20 protein-coding genes are annotated in these 18,637 nt (G+C 64.6%); 3 read left to right on the top strand and 17 right to left on the bottom strand.

The window, feature by feature from the left end; translation table 11 throughout:
• Window positions 1–6 precede the first annotated feature (6 nt).
• The 9 genes from ABZ942_RS15585 to ABZ942_RS15625 all read right to left on the bottom strand — a co-directional run bounded on the left by ABZ942_RS15585 (window position 7) and on the right by ABZ942_RS15625 (window position 5,923).
• Window positions 7–996: an alpha/beta hydrolase family protein gene (locus tag ABZ942_RS15585; RefSeq protein ID WP_357382329.1), complete on the bottom strand. Its 990-nt coding sequence runs from the start codon at window positions 994–996 to the stop codon at window positions 7–9.
• Window positions 984–1,850, bottom strand: a complete 867-nt coding sequence (locus ABZ942_RS15590; RefSeq protein ID WP_357382331.1) for a PIG-L family deacetylase — start codon at window positions 1,848–1,850, stop codon at window positions 984–986. Before ABZ942_RS15590 ends, ABZ942_RS15585 begins: the two co-directional genes overlap by 13 nt.
• A gap of 311 nt (window positions 1,851–2,161) precedes the next feature.
• The gene (locus tag ABZ942_RS15595; RefSeq protein WP_357382333.1) at window positions 2,162–2,923 is read right to left on the bottom strand and encodes an ABC transporter permease; all 762 of its coding nucleotides are present in this window, start codon (window positions 2,921–2,923) and stop codon (window positions 2,162–2,164) included.
• Window positions 2,920–3,705: an ATP-binding cassette domain-containing protein gene (locus ABZ942_RS15600; RefSeq protein WP_357382335.1), complete on the bottom strand. Its 786-nt coding sequence runs from the start codon at window positions 3,703–3,705 to the stop codon at window positions 2,920–2,922. The genes ABZ942_RS15595 and ABZ942_RS15600 overlap by 4 nt, the downstream gene beginning before the upstream one ends.
• The gene (locus ABZ942_RS15605; protein ID WP_357382337.1) at window positions 3,702–3,875 is read right to left on the bottom strand and encodes a hypothetical protein; all 174 of its coding nucleotides are present in this window, start codon (window positions 3,873–3,875) and stop codon (window positions 3,702–3,704) included. Before ABZ942_RS15605 ends, ABZ942_RS15600 begins: the two co-directional genes overlap by 4 nt.
• A 188-nt stretch (window positions 3,876–4,063) precedes the next feature.
• Entirely contained in the window at window positions 4,064–4,381 is a 318-nt protein-coding gene (locus ABZ942_RS15610; protein WP_357382339.1) for a MerR family transcriptional regulator, read from the bottom strand.
• A gap of 5 nt (window positions 4,382–4,386) precedes the next feature.
• The gene (locus ABZ942_RS15615) at window positions 4,387–4,731 is read right to left on the bottom strand and encodes a DUF1048 domain-containing protein (RefSeq protein ID WP_357383179.1); all 345 of its coding nucleotides are present in this window, start codon (window positions 4,729–4,731) and stop codon (window positions 4,387–4,389) included.
• A gap of 2 nt (window positions 4,732–4,733) precedes the next feature.
• On the bottom strand, window positions 4,734–5,063 hold the full coding sequence (locus ABZ942_RS15620; RefSeq protein ID WP_357382341.1) for a PadR family transcriptional regulator: 330 nt from the start codon (window positions 5,061–5,063) through the stop codon (window positions 4,734–4,736).
• Between the two features lie 185 nt (window positions 5,064–5,248).
• Window positions 5,249–5,923 carry a response regulator gene (locus ABZ942_RS15625; protein ID WP_357383181.1) on the bottom strand — a complete coding sequence of 225 codons (675 nt, stop codon included), beginning with the start codon at window positions 5,921–5,923 and terminating at the stop codon, window positions 5,249–5,251.
• 268 nt (window positions 5,924–6,191) lie between these two features.
• Here ABZ942_RS15625 and ABZ942_RS15630 point away from each other — a divergent pair, with 268 nt between their 5' ends.
• Window positions 6,192–6,320, top strand: a complete 129-nt coding sequence (locus tag ABZ942_RS15630) for a hypothetical protein (RefSeq protein WP_357382343.1) — start codon at window positions 6,192–6,194, stop codon at window positions 6,318–6,320.
• 92 nt (window positions 6,321–6,412) lie between these two features.
• On the opposite strand, the gene ABZ942_RS15635 is transcribed toward ABZ942_RS15630, so the two are convergent.
• Entirely contained in the window at window positions 6,413–8,422 is a 2,010-nt protein-coding gene (locus tag ABZ942_RS15635) for an APC family permease (RefSeq protein ID WP_357382345.1), read from the bottom strand.
• A gap of 169 nt (window positions 8,423–8,591) precedes the next feature.
• On the opposite strand from ABZ942_RS15635, the gene ABZ942_RS15640 reads away from it, so the two are divergent.
• Window positions 8,592–8,936 (top strand): winged helix-turn-helix transcriptional regulator, encoded by a 345-nt coding sequence (locus tag ABZ942_RS15640; RefSeq protein WP_357382346.1) that lies wholly within the window; start codon window positions 8,592–8,594, stop codon window positions 8,934–8,936.
• A 30-nt stretch (window positions 8,937–8,966) separates the two neighbouring features.
• Here ABZ942_RS15640 and ABZ942_RS15645 read toward each other — a convergent pair whose 3' ends face one another.
• From ABZ942_RS15645 to ABZ942_RS15655, 3 genes are all read right to left on the bottom strand, one after another.
• The gene (locus ABZ942_RS15645) at window positions 8,967–10,403 is read right to left on the bottom strand and encodes a hypothetical protein (RefSeq protein WP_357382348.1); all 1,437 of its coding nucleotides are present in this window, start codon (window positions 10,401–10,403) and stop codon (window positions 8,967–8,969) included.
• A gap of 25 nt (window positions 10,404–10,428) precedes the next feature.
• A complete protein-coding gene (locus tag ABZ942_RS15650) occupies window positions 10,429–12,645 on the bottom strand; it encodes a tetratricopeptide repeat protein (RefSeq protein WP_357382350.1) in 2,217 nt (738 codons plus the stop codon).
• Window positions 12,646–13,193: 548 nt separating this feature from the next.
• Window positions 13,194–13,616: an HSP20 family small heat-shock protein gene (locus tag ABZ942_RS15655; protein WP_357383183.1), complete on the bottom strand. Its 423-nt coding sequence runs from the start codon at window positions 13,614–13,616 to the stop codon at window positions 13,194–13,196.
• Window positions 13,617–13,980: 364 nt separating this feature from the next.
• Here ABZ942_RS15655 and ABZ942_RS15660 point away from each other — a divergent pair, with 364 nt between their 5' ends.
• Entirely contained in the window at window positions 13,981–14,193 is a 213-nt protein-coding gene (locus ABZ942_RS15660) for a cold-shock protein (protein WP_357382352.1), read from the top strand.
• A 31-nt stretch (window positions 14,194–14,224) separates the two neighbouring features.
• On the opposite strand, the gene ABZ942_RS15665 is transcribed toward ABZ942_RS15660, so the two are convergent.
• From ABZ942_RS15665 to ABZ942_RS15680, 4 genes are all read right to left on the bottom strand, one after another.
• Window positions 14,225–15,286, bottom strand: coding sequence for an amidohydrolase family protein (locus ABZ942_RS15665; RefSeq protein ID WP_357382353.1), 1,062 nt, complete (start codon window positions 15,284–15,286; stop codon window positions 14,225–14,227).
• Window positions 15,287–15,312: 26 nt separating this feature from the next.
• Window positions 15,313–16,524: a cytochrome P450 gene (locus ABZ942_RS15670; protein ID WP_357382355.1), complete on the bottom strand. Its 1,212-nt coding sequence runs from the start codon at window positions 16,522–16,524 to the stop codon at window positions 15,313–15,315.
• 103 nt (window positions 16,525–16,627) lie between these two features.
• Window positions 16,628–17,254, bottom strand: coding sequence for a TetR/AcrR family transcriptional regulator (locus tag ABZ942_RS15675; RefSeq protein ID WP_357382357.1), 627 nt, complete (start codon window positions 17,252–17,254; stop codon window positions 16,628–16,630).
• Window positions 17,255–17,842: 588 nt separating this feature from the next.
• The gene (locus tag ABZ942_RS15680) at window positions 17,843–18,130 is read right to left on the bottom strand and encodes a hypothetical protein (RefSeq protein ID WP_357382359.1); all 288 of its coding nucleotides are present in this window, start codon (window positions 18,128–18,130) and stop codon (window positions 17,843–17,845) included.
• Between the last annotated feature and the right edge of the window lie 507 nt (window positions 18,131–18,637).

The following is an 18,637-nucleotide window of genomic DNA, read 5'->3' on the forward strand; positions in this document are numbered from 1 at the left end:
GGCCAGCTAGCGAGGTGGCGACAGCGCGCGCCACAACGTCGGCCAACTGGCGCCGAGTTGGTCTACCCAGTACGGCCAACTGTGTGTTCCCTGCGGGGTGTAGTCGTAGGTGGCCGCGATTCCGGCCTCTTGCAGCCGGGCTTGCAGCGTACGCGTGCACTGCGCGGTCACTGCTTCGAGAAGTCCGCCGTTGATAGCGACGTCCGGCAGGTTCGGGGTGTCGAGGGTTTCGTGCGGACCGGAAAGGCCGGACCCCGCAGACAGATACACCGCCTTACCACGCAACGCGGCGGCATGGGCTACGACGTCGTGTGCTGCCCAGTCCGCATCGTCGGACGGTCCCCACATGTCCTCGGCATCGCCGCGCTTAGAACTGACGATAAACCTGGTCGCGGCCTGACCCAGCTGGTCGCCGGTTTGGTAGCAGCCGCTGAAGGCGGCCACCGCACGGTACAACGGACCGGAGCGCTCGGCGAGCGCCAGCGCCGCGTGCGCGCCCATCGACGGCCCGGCGATCGCGTCGACCCCGGAGCCGTTGAAGGCGCTGTCCAACAGCGCCGGCAATTCTCGCGTGAGCAGCGTCTCCCATTTCTGCCGTCCATGGACCGGGTCGTCGTTGTGCCAGTCGGTGTAGAAACTGCCCGCACCACCTATCGGCAGGACCACAGTGACGTCCTTGTCGGCAAAGAACTCCACAGCACCGCCCTGTGCGGTCCAATCGTTCTCACCTGACCGGAGGTTGTCACCGCCCTCGAGCAGATAGACCATCGGATGTGGCCGCGTCCGATCCGCAGGGAGCAACACATCCGCCTGCACTTCGCGGCCCATCGCCGGCGAATCGACGTACACCTGCAGCCACCGGTCGGTGACGGTCTGAACGCGCGCGATCCGCGCCTCTGATGGCTCGGAGTGCCCGAGCGCGGCCGGTGCCACGACCCACGTGGCGCCGAACGCTGCCGCCGCGACCAAGCGCCGCCAGCCTGTCACGATATGCACTGCCCGACAGTCGAATACCGACGCCAGATCAGTTCACCGCCGCGTCGTTCGTGGCTACGTCCAATCATCGACGCAATGGCGTGCTCCCCACCGAGCACCGCGGTCTGCGACCGATACTGACGGACCGCGTCGATCTTGATGTCCGCCACGTCCTTGGTCAGCGCAACAGCGACCACACTCCACCGCACCGCGCCGGTACGGCCCGCCCGCTCGACGAGTTCGTCCGCGGAGGGCCCGCGCATGAGCAGCGACATCGCTTCGAGTTTGATTCCGCTACCTGGCCGGGCCCAGCCCGGCGCCCCACGCCAGCCGAACCGAGCGTTGCGCGCGACCGGATGACGCCGACGGCAGCACTCGGAGAGCGCATTGAAATCCTCGTAGTACGCAACGCGCTCGTCACCATCGGTAATCGCCGCGGCCGCGCACATTGCGGCAGCAGCCACCGTGACATGGTCGATATGATTGCCGATACCCAGCGGTGCGAACACCAAAATGTCTGGGCGAGTGAGCAATTCCACGATCGCCGCCTCGATATCTGCAACATACGACAGATCTTCCAACCGACCAGGAGAACGAAACAGCGGCAGCGGACCCGACGGCCGCGGTTCCCGAAACAGACGCTCCCGGAAGCCGAGCCGCCGCCCAGTCGTCCCCCACACCCCCAACGCAAGATCATCCTCGGCCCGGCGGACGGCGTAATCGGCGAAGGCGCGACGACGCCTACCCCCGACCGATTCCGGCGGGCCATCGGTGAACACGGTCGTCACCTCGACCGGAATCCCGGCACGGACACCTTCGGCGATCAAGCCACCCACCGCCAGCGCCGCGTCGTCGAAATGCGGGGACAAAACCACAATCTCTTTAACGCCACAGCATATTTCGGACAGGGCCACCTGCAACGGACGGCTACTTCCAGGCATTCGTGCCCTCCCGCCGCGATCCTGACGACATCGGGTTCGACTCGGCAGGGCGGAGAATGAACGCGACAACTCCACAGCCCAACCGTACCGGCCGCGACATGATCACGTCGCCGTAAAGCACCGAGCACCAACAGAGTCAGCCGCGCCCGCTCGCATTGATCGGGGGGTCCACATTCAGCGCTACACGACCTACCTTGCGAAGGTCTGACAGCTCTACCTCACCCGTGTCATCGCACTTCTGGCGATCAGGAGATCTTGCGGCGGTAGGTGGCCATGGCGAAGAAGTATGCGACTACGAGGATGCCGACGCACCAGGCCAGGGCGATCCAGATGTCGGTGCCGACTGGTTGCTGGGTGAACAGGTCGCGAATGACGTTGACGATGTGGGTCACCGGCTGGTTTTCGGCGAACGCGCGGACCGGGGCGGGCATGGGGTCGGTGGGGACGAAGGCCGAGCTGATGAACGGTAGGAAGATCAGCGGGTAGGAAAACGCGCTCGCGCCGTCGATGGTCTTCGCGGTGAGGCCGGGGATTACCGCGATCCAGGTCAACGCGAGGGTGAACAGGATCAGGATGCCCGCGACCCCGAGCCATGCCAGCACACCGGCGCCCGAACGGAAACCCATCAGCAGGGCGACGAGCACGACGACCACGATCGAGATCAGGTTGGCGACGAGCGAGGTCAGTACATGGGCCCACAGCACCGACGACCGCGCGATCGGCATGGACTGGAATCGCTCGAAGATCCCGCCCTTCATATCGAGGAAGAGCCGAAATGCGGTGTAGGAGATGCCCGATGCGATCGTGATGATCAGGATGCCGGGCAGCAGGTAGGTCACATAGGACGGCGATCCGGTGTTGATCGCGCCACCGAGCACGTAGACGAACAGCAACATGAAGGCGATCGGCATGAGCGTGGTGGTGATGATGGTGTCCATGCTGCGCGCGATGTGGCGCAGGGATCGGCCGAGCAACGTGGCGGTGTCGCCGAAGAAATGCGTGGTCATTGTTGTTCCTTACTCGTCAGTGTTTCGTCACCGACGAGGGCGAGGAAGACGTCCTCGAGGGTCGGCTGCTTCTCGACGTATTCGACCTTGGCCGGCGGCAGGAGTTGTTTGAGCTCGGCGAGGGTGCCGTTCACGATGATCCGGCCCTGATGCAGGATCGCGATCCGGTCGGCGAGTTGTTCGGCCTCGTCCAGGTATTGCGTGGTGAGCAGCACCGTAGTGCCATGCGCGGCAAGGTCTTTGACGGCGTGCCATACCTCGAGGCGCGCCTGCGGGTCGAGTCCGGTGGTCGGCTCGTCGAGGAAGATGATCGGCGGATTCCCGATCAAGCTCATGGCGATATCGAGGCGCCGGCGCATGCCACCGGAATACGTCGACACCTTGCGGGTGGCCGCGTCGGTCAGCGAGAAACGCTCGAGCAGGGTGTCCGCGATGGCGCGCGGGTTGTCGAGGTGTCGCAGCTTGGCGACCAGCACGAGATTCTCACGGCCACTGAGGATTTCGTCTACGGCAGCGAATTGCCCAGTGAGGCTGAATGATTCGCGCACATCCGCCGGTTGAGTGGCGACGTCGAAACCGTTGACGACCGCCGTGCCCGCGTCCGCTTTGAGCAGCGTGGACAGGATTCGGATCACCGTGGTCTTACCCGCGCCGTTCGAGCCGAGCAAGGCGAAGATGCTGCCGCGCTCGACCTCGAAGTCGACGCCGCGCAACACATTCAGGTCTTTGTAGGACTTCTCCAGACCCTGCACGCGGATCGGTGGAATTTGCCGTGTTGTCATCGGGCGGCCCTGCCGTCATTGTCCGAGGCCTCGGCGGTCTCGCGCACTGCATGGGCGACCGCCAGGAAGTCCTCGCGGAGGACGGGAAGGCCGGGGCCGCCGGTGGCCTGGGCTGTGTCGTCGACCGGCACCATGCCGGTCCAGGTCGGGTTCGTGCGTTGAGCGTTCATGTGAGCATCCTTTTGCTTGCCGCCCATTATCTATACGTAGATGTATACGTAGGTACTATAAGTATGGATATACGTACACACAAGTGGAAGTTGCGTGGGCTATTGCGGGTTTACGAGTTCGGTCTTGCGCGGGGATCTCCCGCACGGCCGGCTCGCCAGATTGCGAGGCTCAGCCACAGGTCAGGGACCTATCGAGCGTCGGCGAGGACGCGCTCGACGTGCGAGAGGTAGTCGAGCAGATCCCCTATTTCGGCCAGCGGCACGCCCGCCCCGGCCAGCGTGCGGACTTGCACCAGCCGCAGTAGCTCGGCAGGTCGGTACCGGCGAACGCCGGAGTTGTCATAGCCCGGTTCGTCGACCAGCCCGTGCCGGTGATAGTGCCGCAGCATGGCCACCGTGACGCCGGCGAAGGCCGCCGCCCGGTCGATCGTGAACCCGTCTCGCGCGTTATACGTTGTCCCGCAGTACTTCTCGAGCTTCCGCACCGACGCGTGCTGCGTTATCATCGGCGCTAACTTTTCTCTCCGGCGGCGCGCTCGATGGCGCCGATCAGCCGTTGCTGCTCGCGATTCATCCACGACTCTTCCTGATAGTTCCGGGCGAACGCCTCGATGAACTCCACCGGGTCCGGCCCGACGACCTCGCGGATCGGAGTGCCGTCCGCCGCACTCTGCTCGAAAAGATCGAGCAGGTCCTCGAACAGCGAGACGCCGCCCCCGGATCCGAAGTAATTCACGTACCGTTCGAAAGCGTCGACGGCCGTACGATACGGCGCGGGGAGCTGTTTCGCGCGCGCCTTGTATTGCCACCAGCGCCGCTTCTCACCGAGGTCGCCGATCACCTTTTCGATGAACATGGTCACTTGCCTCCTTCATGAAGTTGTTCGAGTCGTTCCGTGAGGAATCGCCAGGTGCTCCAGAACTCGTCGAGATACTCACGCCCCTGCGCATTGAGCGAATACACCTTGCGCGGCGGGCCCTTCTCCGACGGAATCTTCTCCACGTCGACCAGGTTCTTTTTCTCGATCCTGACGAGCAGGGCGTAGATGGTGCCCTCGGCGATATCAGCGAAGCCCTGCTCGCGCAGCCACGCCGTGATCTCGTAGCCATACGCGGACCGGCCGGCCAGGATCGCCAGGACGATGCCTTCCAGCGTGCCTTTGAGCATCTCCGTTATCTGCTTGCCCACGGATCACCTCCTGTTGCTACTCAGTGTTGCTTACTACCAGTAGATAGTATCACTGAATAGCGGTGACACAAGGCCACCCAGCACACGAGGTGCTCGGCGTGCAATGGTCGCGGACTTAGACACGCGCTCAGCATCCGCGCCTGCCCTGACACCAACCTGTCACGCCCCTGACACCGACCGGCAGACTACGTCAGGAACCGGTATCCCATACCCGGCTCGGTCAACAGGTGCTTCGGACGCGATGGATCCTCTTCCAGCTTGCGCCGTAGTTGCGCCAGATATATACGCAGGTAATGGGTTTCGGACTCATGGGACGGGCCCCAGACCTCCCGGAGCAGGTCTTGACGGCCGACGAGTTTGCCGCGGTTGCGCACCAGCATCTCCAGCATGGCCCACTCGGTCGGCGTAAGGCGCACTGTCTCACCGCCTTTGGTGACCATCTTCGCGGCCAGATCCACCGTGAAGGCCGGGGTCACCACCACCGCGTCACCCGCGCCCACCGAGCTACGCCGGACCGCGGCGCGCAATCTGGCCAATAGTTCGTCCATGCCGAAGGGTTTGGTGACGTAGTCGTCGGCGCCGGCGTCCAGGGCCGCCACCTGGTCCGCCGAGTCGGTGCGCGCGGACAACATGATCACCGGTACCGAGGTCCAGCCGCGCAGCCGGGCCAGTACGTCGATGCCGGACATGTCGGGTAGCCCGATGTCGAGGATCACCGCGCCGAGTTTCTTGTCGGTGGCGATGCGGAGGGCTTCGGCGCCGGTGGCCGCGGTGAACGCGTGGTACCCGCGCACGGTCAGATTGATACGCAGCGCCCGCACCAGCTGCGGATCGTCGTCGACCACCAGCACCTTGGTCACTGGTGTTTCCGATGTCTTGTTCGTCATTTCGCGCCCTGCGATCGGCGGCGACACGTATACCCGGTCGTCGCCGTCTGGTGGCGCCTGGTCGATGTCAATCGCTTCAATTGTCATGTCGGACTTTTCGATTCACTCTCGCCGAGCACGGGGATCGTCTTGCCGCGTGGCGAAATCGTCTTGCCACGAACCGTCGTCGTGCCGGTCGGTCCGCGCGCCAACTGCCCTGATCAGCAAAGCGCAGCAGACGAACCCGCCGAGGACGGAAACCGTGACAACCGACATAGCGATCCTCTCCCTGATGGATGAAGAGCCGGTCGCGCTGAAGTTCTCCGCCTGGCCGGTCGTGACGTTTCTACCTCCCGATCGAGCGCTGATCTCGATCTTTACGACGTGTTGACCACTCGCCCGACTACTTTGACGGGATTCTTTCAGCCGATTTGTCAGTGAAGTGTCAATCATCATGCTGGGGGGCGCTGAGGACGGTTCCCGCTACTGCCGATTGGCGGGTGAACCTGTTATGCCTCTTCGCATTTCGCCAGGACGATGATCTTCGCGCGACATGTCGCGGTTCCTCGAGGAGCGCAACTGGAAGGGCACGCTGGTCACCATGACGCCCGGTTCGAACAGCAGCCGCGTCTTCAGCCGCAGTGAACTCTGGTTGTGCAACAGGTTCTCCCACCAGTGCCCGACGACGTATTCGGGGATGTAGACGCTGACGACGTCGCGGGGGTGGTCACGGCGGAGGCGTTTGATGTAGTCCACGACCGGACGGGTGATTTCACGGTAAGGGGATTCGATCACTTTGAGCGGGATGGATACCTCATGGCCGTCCCAATTCTGTTGTAACAGACGGGTATCGGCGTCGTCGACGTTGACCGTGATCACCGTGAGGTTGTCCGGGCGGGTGGCGCGGGCGAACTGCACGGCTCGCTGCGACGCCTTCGTCCAGCCCGACACCAGCACGATGCCGTGCACTCGGCTCGGCAAAGTCTCCTCGTCGTCCGCATCGATCTCGAGTTCGGCGCGGACGGCCGTGTAGTGGCGGTGGATGAGATACATCAGAGCGACGAGCACCGGCATCGCGAACACGACCAAGTAGGCCCCGTGGCTGAATTTGGTGATCATCACCACGACCAGCACGACGCCGGTGAAGCAGGACCCGAACGCGTTGATCGCTCTAGCGCGATGGATACGCAGTCGATCGGCAGGAGTTGTCGCGGTGGCCAATTCGCGATTCCAGTGCCTGACCATGCCCGCCTGGCAGAGCGTGAACGAGGTGAAGACGCCGACGATGTAGAGCTGGATCAGCCGGGTCACCGAGCCGTCGAAAGCGTAGATGAGCACACCCGCGGCGACGGCGAGCAGAATGATGCCGTTGGAGAAAGCGAGTCGGTCGCCGCGCGTGTGCAGCTGGCGTGGCATGTACCGGTGTTGGGCCAGTATGGAATTCAGCAGCGGGAACCCGTTGTAGGCGGTGTTGGCCGCGAGGATCAGAATCAGCGCGGTCGTCACCATGAGGTAGTAGAAGAGCACGTTGTGCCCGCCGAAGACGGCGGCGGCGATCTGGGCGATCACCGTGCGCTGCGGGTCGGTGTGGCAGTCACCGGGGAAGCCGACCAAATCGCAGGTGTTCTCGGTGACGCGGGTGTGGGAAACCATGGCGAGCACGGTCACGCCGACAAACATCACGATCGCGATCACACCCATCGCCGTCATCGTGCGAGCCGCGTTGAGCGCCTTGGGTTTCCGGAAGGCAGGCACACCGTTGGAGATCGCCTCCGCTCCGGTCAACGCCGTACAGCCGGATGAGAACGCGCGCAGGACCAGAAACGCGAGCGCGGCGCCGCTGAGGCCGACCTGCTCGGGGCGGATATCGTAGTGCGCGCTCTCGGCGACCGGCGGATTTCCGATGAGCACCTCGCCGAGGCCGACCAGGACCATCAACATGACCCCGACGATGAACCCGTACGTCGGGATAGCGAATGCCCGCCCCGACTCACGCACGCCGCGCAGGTTCATCGCCGTCAAGAATGCGATGAACACGATGTTGACCGCGACCCGATACGGATTCAGCCCGGGCGCGGCGGAAATGATGTTGTCCACACCGGCCGCAACCGACACCGCAACGGTCATCACATAGTCGACCAGCAATGCCGCCGCAACGACAAGCCCGGGGATCGGTCCGAGATTCTCCGAGACCACCTCATAGGAACCGCCACCGGAGGGATACGCCTGCACCACCTGCCGGTAAGAAAGCGCGACGACGGCGAGCAGAACGACGACACCACCGGCGACCCAGGGCGCCAGATGGAGGTAGGCGAGCCCACCAAGGGTCAGGATGAGCAGAATCTCCTGCGTCGCGTACGCCACCGAGGACAACGGATCGCTGGCGAAAATAGGCAGCGCCAACCGCTTCGGCAGCAACGTCTCACCGAGCCGATCACTCCGAAACGGGCGTCCGAGCAGAAGGCGTTTTGCCACGTCGATCGGTGAAACCACGATGTATCAGCCTATGGCGCACTCGCGGCATTCGGCCGCACCCGTACCGTAGAGATTTCGTAAATACGACATGGCAGGCCCGAAAAAATCCTGTCAAGGAAAGTCGAAATCGGCGAATCCCCCGCTAGCGTTCGGACCGCATTTCTAGCGCCTACAGACAGCGGCCCTGATGACCGATCGATCCGATGAACTAGAGACCCTTCGCGTGCTGGTGAACCACCGCCATGTCGTCGAAATTCTCGATGCCCTGTCGCATGGTCCCCGCCGCACAGCCGAGCTGATGTCCACCATCGCGGGCCGCCGCCGAGCGCTGGCGCGCGCGTTACGGGTGATCGCCGCGCACGGACTTGTCGCGGCGGACCGGCGCGGCAGCTGGGACCAGCCGCCGTCGCCGACCGTGCGCTTCTGGCTCACCGAGCGCGGACTGCGCGCCGTCGAATCTCTGTCGAACCTCACCATCTGGACTGCACTCTACGAACAGAACGATCACGTCACCGACCGGCGACACCGATAGCCTGGCTCACTCGAATCCTCTTGTGCCGCTTCACCGATACTCTGCCAATCGGGGGGCGACCCCGGCGCCGATCAGTACTACGACGATGAGCGCACCGCCGTAGGGCAATACGCCGTTCCAGCCACCGGTCGCGTTGCGGCCCGCGGAGATCTCCGAATCGAAGGCACGCTGATTGATGTCGATGACCGCGGACAACGCGTCGTCGTAATGGCGGAAATCCTCGTTCGAGGTTCCGGTGGTCATCGTGATCGCGGCACGACGGTCGGTCTGGGCGAGCCGTCGGATGACTCGGTCGTCCTGCTGGTATTGCTGGAAGGCCGTGATGGTCTGGGTGGCGGCCGCGCCTTCACCCGTGAAGGTGATGTTGTGCAGCTCGGTGCCGAAGAATCCGCCGATTCCTTTGTCGGTGTTGTTCGTGCGGTAGGCGCGCAGCGCGGCATCGAGTGCATCCGGGTAGGCGCTGGTTCGATCGGCGTGCACGTCGGCCAACGCATTCGATTTGTCCAGGAAGGCTTGCTCGTAGCGCGCGGCGCGGACCGGGTCGACCAGGTAGCGGCTCTCGTCGGCGTTGGCGTCGTAACTCACCGCGCGCGCCTGACGCAGCGCAAGCAGCGAGTCGAAGGCATCCTTTTTCGCGACACGCAGGTCGTCGGATGCCACGCCCATCGCGGCGAAGCCGCCGACGATGAGTCCACCCGCAAGGGCAGTCGCGACGATCAGCGCCGGATTCAGCCGCCGGTGCGTCTTCACGCGGAGCAGGACCTGCAGCGCTATCAGTGCGCCGAGCACCACGACGGCATGGACCATGAGCCAGATCCTGGCGCTCTCGGCAGCGTATTCGGTGTCCTGATAGGAGCTTTCGAGCGCCGCGCCATTGGTAATGGTGAGCTGGTGGGCGGACTCCAGCGTGGGTCCCATCAGATCGGTGGCCGCCCGGTACGAGGCGAGCACCTCGGACGACGGCATGCCCGCCGCATCGCGGGCCAGGTCGACGCGCAGCATCGTCTCCGCTGCCGATGCCTCGTAACGTCCGAGCCGATCGAGGATGTCGCGAATGGTGGCCTGGGCCGACTCGTCGGCACCGGCCACCATGGTCGCCTGTTGCAGATCCGCATCGGCCTGCAGGCGGCGCTTCTCGTACTCGGCCAGGGCGTCGTCGCGGGTCTTGGTCAAGGCCGGATCACCGCCCGCCAGCACGATATTCGCCAACTGTGCGTCCATATCCGCGAGGGCGAAGTACAGGTCCTCGGTGGCCGCGACCTGCGGCGCGGTGCGCGTGCCGATGGTGTCGAATCCGGTCCGGACCGTCCCTGCCGCCGCGGCGAGCATCAGGAAGGCCCAGACCGTCCCGGCGGCAGCCAGCACAGCGACCACGCAGATCCACCTCGGCACGTCCGATCGATCGGGCAGCACCGACCGCAAGCGTGCGGCCCGCCCGAGGTCGGCGCGCGCCATGGTCACGGTCATCGCCCTGTCTCCTCATCCGCCATCGCTACACCCACGTGACCGGCCGAATCGCGTTCGCGCGGTTGATCAGTGCGCGACGCTCGGCCTTGTCGCGCGCCAGCCGAGCCAAGGTCCGGTATTGCCGTTCGAGCCCGCCGCGCACCGATCGCTCGTCGAGCGTGCACCCGAGCACCGTCGCCCCGTTGAACATCGCCGGGGACTGCGCCAGCATGCGCCGGGCGGCATCGAGGACATGGATACTCGTCAACGCCCGCTGCTCGGCGTCGAGGTCCAGTGCTGCCACGAGCGCACCCGCTTCGACCAGGTATCGCTCGTCGGCTCCCCCGGCGACGCGACATCGAATCGCGACCAACTGCGCGGTGCGGTGGAAACTCGAAGTGGCCGGGACGGATTCGGCCACCGCCACCGCACCGGCGATGTCCTGCAACGCCAACCGGGTACGGGCCGCACCGAAGGCCGCGCTCACATAGCCGTGATCGGTGCGCCACACCGCTTCGTACAGTGCGGCCGCGGCCGCGTATTCGGCACCGCACTCCCGCGCTGCCGCCAGCGCTAGTTTCGCCGCGGGTTCGCCGGGCAGCGTGCTGTAGCTGATCTCGAACTCATGGTGCGCGGCCTGAGCGTCACCCGCGGCCAGCGCGGCGAGACCGCGGTACCAGGTGATCCGCCAGTCCGCGTCGTCGGCCTGCTCGAGCGCGTCCAATTCCGCACGCGCCGTGTCGAATTCGCCGACCTCGAGCCTGGCCCGGATCAGCGCCAACATCAACTCCACCGAGCCGGGCACAGCCGCCGATGCCGCCTCCAGCTGCCGCGGATCCGACGTGGTCACCGTCGCCAGATAGCGGGCCGCCGGATCCTGCATATCGACCAGCGGCACCGGCAGCGCCGATGCCACCGCGCGCGGGCGCAGCGCAGCGGGCCAGCCGTCGATCTCGACGCCGAAAACCGCACGCTCGGCGCCGAATACGGTGGATGGCGCCGGTTTGGGGGCGCCGTCCTGCGCGGCGACCACCTCGCGCAGCACTCCGGTCACCTGTTCGGCCAGCTCCGCGGCCGAGCCGAACCGCACATTCGGATCCGCCGCGGTCGCGCGGGTAATCAGCCGGTAGAAGGAAGGATTCGAGGCGAACAGTGGCACATCCGCCGCCTCGGGCAAGGTGTACCGGAATCGACCTCGGAAATCGAAATTGACGGTGAGTACGGCCAGCGTGCGTCCGACGGTGAAGAGATCGGATTCAATGGAGGCGCCGTCGGATTCGAGTTCGGGAGCACAGTAGCCGTCAGTCTTGTAACCGGCGCTGTCCTGATCATCGCGCCTGCGGACCGCGCCGAGGTCGATCAGTTTCAGCTGCTCCTCGCTCTGGATCACGTTGTCCGGCTTGAAATCGCAATACAGCAGCCCCTGCTCGTGCAGATAGCCGAGCGCGGGCAAGATCTCGAGGATGTAAGCCAGGCCCTGTGCGAGAGGCAGCGGCTCCAGACGGCCGTCGGCGGCGAGGCGCGAGCGCAGTTCCTTCAGGGAGTTCCCGCCGATGTACTCCATCACGATGTAGCCGACCGGCTTGCCAGTTTTCGGGTCGGGGTGTTCGACGAAGTTGTAGATCTTGACGATGTTCGGGTGTTCGACCGAGGCGAGGAATTGACGTTCGGCCGCCGCCGCGGCCATCGCATCCGCGTCGCCGGTGTCGAGCAGCCCCTTGAGCACCACCCACCGGTCGTTGACGTTGCGGTCGCGGGCCAGATAGATCCAGCCGAGGCCGCCGTGCGCCAGACAGCCGAGCACCTCGTACTGCCCGGCCACCACGGCACCGGCGACGAGCTTCGGCTCGAACGAGTACGCCGTGCCGCAGTGTTTGCAGAATCCCTCGACCCGGCCGGGGCGTCCGCCGTTCGCGCGCCCGACCGGCTGGTCGCAAGTACCGCAGAAGCGGTGCTGCTCAGCCACTTTCGGCTCCGCCATGATCGCCGAGGCCGGATCGCGGTAAGGCACCGGCGCCACGGTGACCAGACCGGCGCCCAACCCGCCTCGGCTCGATCGCGCCGACCTGGTCGACCGGGACGACGACCTACTCGAACCACGCCTGCCGGCCCGCGCGGACAACATCGGACCCGCCATCGTGCGGACCGACGCTGCCGGCGGCGCGGGATCGGCAGGGGCAAGGCCGCATTCGTCGCAGAAGCCGTCGCGTATTGTTCCGCCACACCCGGGCTCCGCGCATACCCTCGGCGCGCCTTCCCCCACGTAATCTCCTGCCCTGCAATCACTCCAAGGAAATCTCCCGGTATTTGAATGGTGCCAGAGGAGGACGTAAAGAAGACGTCAGGATTTCGGCTGACAGCAGTAATTGTTCCGAGGTCAGACGACCCGGCGGCTCGACCGCGAGCCCGGTATCGGATGGCGAGCTCCGCGGCCAGTGCTTGATAGGACGCCGCGGATCCGCGGGCGTAAGGCACGCACACCACGGTGAGGGCGGCGGTTCGGGTGCTCGGCCCGGCCAGCCGGTGCAGCACCGCGGTGTCCGAGCGAAAAACCACGCACCGGTTGGTCCTGTCGGGACAAGGAGACTCGATTTGCTCGACCGAGCACCAAACGGTGCGGGTGCGGGAATTCCGCGTTGGCGGCGATATACCCCGGTTGTGCCACAGGGTTGCGGTGCGCGGTTATTTCGGGTTTCTCGACCGCGCGGTGGTGCCGGGCGTATCGGCATCGCCGCCAGCGCATTTCATTCCACTGAGTCGGATACAGGCATCACCTCGCTTCTACTGAAGGGGATTCAGCTGCAGCCGGGGTCAGGCGTTGATAGCCTGGTGCTTGCCGTTGCTGTGTTCGATTTCGATCTTGCGTGGCTTGGCCTTCTCCGCGACCGGAATCGCCAGGCGCAGAACACCGTCGGTGTAGTCGGCGCGAATGTGGTCGGTATCGAGGCCCTCGCCCAGGAACAGCTGGCGGCTGAATACCCCGCGGGAGCGTTCCGCAGCGATCATCGACCGCCCCGAATCCAGCTCCGGGCGTGCCGCTTTCACGGTCACGACATTGCGTTCGATGTCCAGATCCAGCGATTGCGGGTCGATCCCCGGCAGGTCGAACTCCACCAGGAATTCATCGCCGTCACGCCAGGCGTCCATCGGCATCACCGCGGGTCGAGCCGCTGTGCCGAACACCTGCTGCGTGAGACGGTCCAGATCACGGAACGGATCGGTACGCATCAGCATGGTCGCCACCTCCAACACACTCCATTCTCTCATCGTCGGACCAGATAACCTGTGCCATCTGGCATAGATAAGTTCTAGCACTCGCGATAGGAGAGTGCAAGAGCCCGGAACAAGAATCTGACAACAGGAGGTCGGGATCCGGACGGAACAAGACCGGCCGGACACGAAAAGCCGCTGACCGCCGATTGAACAGCCAAGCGGCGCTTCCAAAGTCCAATGAGCCGCCCACGGCGGAGCCGCCAATGTCCAGGTGACGCAACGGCTCGGAAACCCTCCCCGTGAACGCCGAGCAAGGGATGATCAATGCCGTGACGGGCATCCTGACCGTCACGGCTCGACTACCTCACATGAAGCGGGTATAGCCATGGCCGACCGGCAGAGCGGGACCGTGAAGTGGTTCAACGACGAAAAGGGGTTCGGCTTCATCACCCCCGAAGGTGGCGGGGATGACCTCTTCGTGCACTTCAAGGCGATCCAGGGGAACGGCTTCAAGTCCCTGAAGGAGGGACAGAAGGTGACCTTCGTTGCCGTTCAGGGGCAAAAGGGCATGCAAGCCGATGAGGTCTGGGCGGAGTGACAGGACCGCGTTCGTGATTCACGACGCCGGCTTACTTTCGGGTCCGATGACCATCGGACGAGGTCGCGCAGCAGCTGGACGAGTTACTCGCCTCGTTCGAGGACACTCGCTGCGGTAGTGCCTTGTCGAAGTCGAATAGAGCCGAGGCGTTGCGGTAGAGGATCTTCTCGATTTCCTGGTCGAACAGTCGGGATTCCTTGATGTACTCGAACGTGCGCCGGTAGGACTCGACCGCCAGGAGGGCAGAGAAGTCGCTTCCCGGGACGAGCTGGTCGGCGCCGAAGGCTTCGCAGGCACATCGCAGAGCGGCTTGTGAACCCCATCCGACGGTGTCGTAGTAGAGGCTGCGAGCCATCTCGCTCGGTGGACTGAGCAGGTCTGGCGTGTTGGCTTGACCGTCGAGTCTTGCCAGTTGCATCGGGATCAGGCCGCCCAGATGCGGAATGATGATCTTGATGTTCGGAAAGCGGGCCGGGATGTTTCGTTTGATCAAATGCAGGACGATAACGGTGTCCTCCAAGGACGCCCCGGCCGCCGTCGTGAAGCCGTAGTCATTGATGAACGGTGAACAGATGCCGTTTTGGCTCGGATGGAAGAAAAGGGTGGTTCCGCGAGCGTTCATCTCCGCATATAGCGGCTCGAATTCCACTTCGGCTGTGGAGCGGTTGAACACTGAACAGCTGATCGCCACGCCGACCATGCCCAGCTCGTCCAGCCCACGCCGCATTTCCTCGAGTGACGCATCGATATGCGGTAGGGGCAGAGAAACGAAGGAGGAGAATCGGTTGGGATGTGAACTGGTCAGCTCGCAGTAACTGTCGTTGAGCATATGCGCCGCCTCGACTGCCAACTGAGACTCTGTCGCGTAAGGTGCCAAGCTGCCAGGAGAGAGAATCTGCCGTTCGACTCCGGCATCATCCATCATGTCGATACGTTGATCGATCATCCCGGGTTCATCGGACATTGCAGCCAACATCCGATGTGCCGCTAATGTCGAGTTTGCTGCGGGCACGGTCGACGATATCGCGGTCAACCTCTGCAACATGGGCCGATATGACGTGGGCAGGTAATGGGCGTGTACGTCGATGATCATGTGTCGGCTCTGCTTCTCTTCCGGATTCACCATGTCACGGGCAGTTCGTGCACCCCGTAGATGATCGAGTCGTGCTTGAACTCCACCTCGTCCAGCCCAAGCGCGAGCCGCAGTGTCGGGATCCGCCGGTAGAGCGTGCGGTAGACCACCTGCAGTTCGATCCGCGCGAGCGCATGGCCGAGACAATGGTGCGCGCCGTAGCCGAATGCGATGTGGTGGCGCGCCTTACGGGTCACGTCGAGCCGGTCCGGCTCGGGGAACTGCGCCGGATCGCGGTTCGCTACGTCGTCCGCGGCGATCAGCGGGTCGCCTTTGCGGATCAGCTGCCCGCCGACCTGCAGATCCGCCAGGGCGATGCGCCTGCGTCCACTGTGGACGATGCTGAGGTAGCGCAGCAGCTCCTCGACCGCGTTCGCCACGAGCGCGTCGTCACCGTCGCGCACAGCGGCGAGCTGGTCCGGGTGCTCCAGTAGCGCGGCGGTGCCCAGCGCGATCATGCCTGCCGTCGTCTCGTGCCCGGCCACCAGCAGGAGTCGTCCCATCGACGCGGCTTCCTGAACCGTCATCGCTCCGGTGGCGACCTGTTCCACCGCGAGCCGGCTCAACACGTCGTCGCCAGGGTCTGCGAGCTTGGCTTGCACCAGCCCGCTGAGGTAGTCGAGCAGTTGCTCGATGGCCGCGGACGATTCCGCCGCGGTCACTTCGATCGAGGCCGTCACGGTGCTCGCCTGATGGAAGAAGGCCCGGTCGGCATAGGGAACGCCGAGCAGCTCGCAGATCACCAGCGAGGGCACCGGAAGCGCGAACGCCTGCACCAGATCGGCCGGCTTCGGACCGGCGAGCAGGTCGTCGATCAGGTCGTCGACGATCTGCTGGATCCGCGGCCGCAGCTGTTCCATCCGCCGGGCCGTGAAGTCGGCGCAAAGCAGTCGGCGCTGCGCGGAATGTTCCGGGTTGTCCATGGTGATGAACGATTTCGCTTGGCGGGGACGGGCTTTGGTCCCCGGCGACTGCGTCGGATACCCGCCCCTGGCCGAGTCGGCGCTGACGCGCGGATCGGCCAGCAGCGTGCGGACGTCCTCGTAGCGCGTGAACAGCCACGGCTCGCCGCCGTCCCAGATCCGCACCTTGGACACCGGCTCCTCGCGGAGCCTGCGACCGAGCTCGGGCGGTGGGTCGAACGGGCAGCGGCCTCGGGCCATCGGGTACTGGGGTGCGCTGGACTTAATCTCCGACATCGCGGACCTCCTACAGAAGTCACCGAACACTTGTTCAGATACTTACCGAACAAATGTTAGGAATCTTGGTGAGACTTGTCCACCCCCTGCGGAGACGCCGTGTTCAGGCGAAGACGAGCGAGACGAACTCGTCGACGAACGACAGCACCGAGTCCGCGTCGGCGTACCCGGCGGAGTTCGGGAAGAGGGCGACGCGGCCGTGCGCGCCGACGAACGCGATCACCGCGGCTCGTTCCGCGGGCACCCGGAGCGCGAAACCCGCTGCGGCGCAACGCTCGAACCCGGCGACGAGCAGGTCGACCACGTCGATCAGCGAACCGGCGGGCCGGACATCGGGCGCGGTCCGGGGCGGCCCGGTGGCCGTCATCAGCCGGTAGTGCCCTGGGTTGTCCACCGCGAACCGGCAGGAGGCGTGGATCATCGCCCGCACCCGGCCCACCACGTCACCGGCGTCCACGCGCCCCTCGGCCGCCTCCATCGCGGCACGCAGCCGGGCGAACTCATACTCGGCCAGGCCCGCGACCAGCGCGCCGCGATCGGTGAAATGCTGGTAGATGCTCGACGGCGCGATACCGGCCGCGCGGGCGACGCCACGGATGGTCAGCCCGTCCTCCCCGTCGAGCTCGGACAGCAACCGGCTGGCCGCGGCGAGGATCTCCCCGCGCAGCCGCTCCCCCTCCCCCCACCGGTTACGCGCACGAGGCGCGCCGACCTGGACCTCTTCCGACACGTACCCATTCTTACTACCCGAGCCCGCAGGGACGTCGCACAGGTCACGATCGTTTCTCGTCAGAGATCATCCAGGTCGATAACTGGGCCGGATGATCGGTAGCGCCTCCCGGCGCAAGGGGCCCGATTGGAACGACCCGAGCGTCCTGCGATGCCGCATACTGCACGTTGGCAGTGGTCAGAATCGTTGACCGGCAAAGCTTCTCAACGCCATCTCGCCGATGTGCGCGCGTTCGGCCGACCGTGATCAAGCCGAGGAGTATTCGGCTCCGCGAGCAACATTGATGGGTCGACACCAACTCCGCAGGGGCTCGCTCGGTGTTTGTGTACATGCGAAGTCAAAGTGTGTCGCCGCGCTGCGCTTTGAGCGCTTTGTCTATAGCTGTCGAATGAGGGTTACCCGGCCGCCCCGATTGGACTTTTCAGCGTTCGGTCAGTAGGAGTGCGCCCATACGGGTTGCAGGCCGTGAAACTGCCGCATGCTCACCTCTGTTGGTTGTCCACTGCCCGCTCTACCGGCGGCGTCCTTGCCTACTAGTTGGCCGCCGACGCGCCGAGGAGCAGGCAGTGGAGCTGGTTACGGCGGTGACTAGATTTCGTCACCCGGCCCTTCGCAACTCTTTCCTACAATCTTGCCGGGAAGGGAGGCTTTACCGCTGCGGCAGGACGCGATGAGTCCAGTTCCCGTGACATAGAGGTCGAATTCTTTCTTGATCTCGCCGGTTTTGGGTGCGCCATTCTCCGCGACACATTTCTCTTTTCCGGTGTATTCATTGCCGGTGGCAACCCAAGCGTCGCAGGTATATTTCCATTTTTCTGCGGCGTAGGTTGCGGGAGCGAGTGCGACTACGCCTGCAGCCGACGCGATCAAGGTCACCGCGAGGAACGTGATTCGAGCTGGGCCTGCACGCATTAGATCTCCGTCCGATCGTCGTTTTTCGGTGGCCCGCCTTGTCGGCGGGTACTGCCGGTAGGTATTCGTTACGCCCAGCGCCGTAGATAGGTCCGTCTGGAACCAACCCTGTTCGGAGCCAACAAGTGGCCCATCCAGATCGGCAACGGTCTCGCAGGACGCCGTGTCACCCACCGATTCGACGGCGATGCCCTGGCCGTTCTCGACCTCACAGACTGAACACTGTTAGGCACCCTGACCAACCGCGCGGCGCGGCGTGGAGCCCCAGACCCGCCGGACCACTACCCACACCACCCGCCATAGGACCGGTCACCGCCGAACGCATCGTCTCCAGCAGCGGCGGCATCATGTTCGTCCGCCAACGCATCCAAATCTGCCCGAAATCACGCCCGCGCAATCGTTTCGGTCACCTCGACGATCACGCCATCACCGTCCACCACGGAAGCCACCTACTGGCCCGCACACCCTGCA

The sequence above is a fragment of the Nocardia sp. NPDC046473 genome (assembly GCF_040645995.1).
Lineage (GTDB): Bacteria > Actinomycetota > Actinomycetes > Mycobacteriales > Mycobacteriaceae > Nocardia.

Bases quoted from the DNA above. Each gene is read 5' to 3' on its own strand.
- ABZ942_RS15595 (WP_357382333.1), bottom strand. From the start codon at position 2,923: ATGACCACGCATTTCTTCGGCGACACCGCCACGTTGCTCGGCCGATCC.
- ABZ942_RS15600 (WP_357382335.1), bottom strand. From the start codon at position 3,705: ATGACAACACGGCAAATTCCACCGATCCGCGTGCAGGGTCTGGAGAAG.
- ABZ942_RS15605 (WP_357382337.1), bottom strand. From the start codon at position 3,875: ATGAACGCTCAACGCACGAACCCGACCTGGACCGGCATGGTGCCGGTC.
- ABZ942_RS15610 (WP_357382339.1), bottom strand. From the start codon at position 4,381: ATGATAACGCAGCACGCGTCGGTGCGGAAGCTCGAGAAGTACTGCGGG.
- ABZ942_RS15615 (WP_357383179.1), bottom strand. From the start codon at position 4,731: ATGTTCATCGAAAAGGTGATCGGCGACCTCGGTGAGAAGCGGCGCTGG.
- ABZ942_RS15640 (WP_357382346.1), top strand. From the start codon at position 8,592: ATGACCGATCGATCCGATGAACTAGAGACCCTTCGCGTGCTGGTGAAC.
- ABZ942_RS15645 (WP_357382348.1), bottom strand. From the start codon at position 10,403: ATGACCGTGACCATGGCGCGCGCCGACCTCGGGCGGGCCGCACGCTTG.
- ABZ942_RS15655 (WP_357383183.1), bottom strand. From the start codon at position 13,616: ATGCTGATGCGTACCGATCCGTTCCGTGATCTGGACCGTCTCACGCAG.
- ABZ942_RS15660 (WP_357382352.1), top strand. From the start codon at position 13,981: ATGGCCGACCGGCAGAGCGGGACCGTGAAGTGGTTCAACGACGAAAAG.
- ABZ942_RS15665 (WP_357382353.1), bottom strand. From the start codon at position 15,286: ATGATCATCGACGTACACGCCCATTACCTGCCCACGTCATATCGGCCC.
- ABZ942_RS15670 (WP_357382355.1), bottom strand. From the start codon at position 16,524: ATGTCGGAGATTAAGTCCAGCGCACCCCAGTACCCGATGGCCCGAGGC.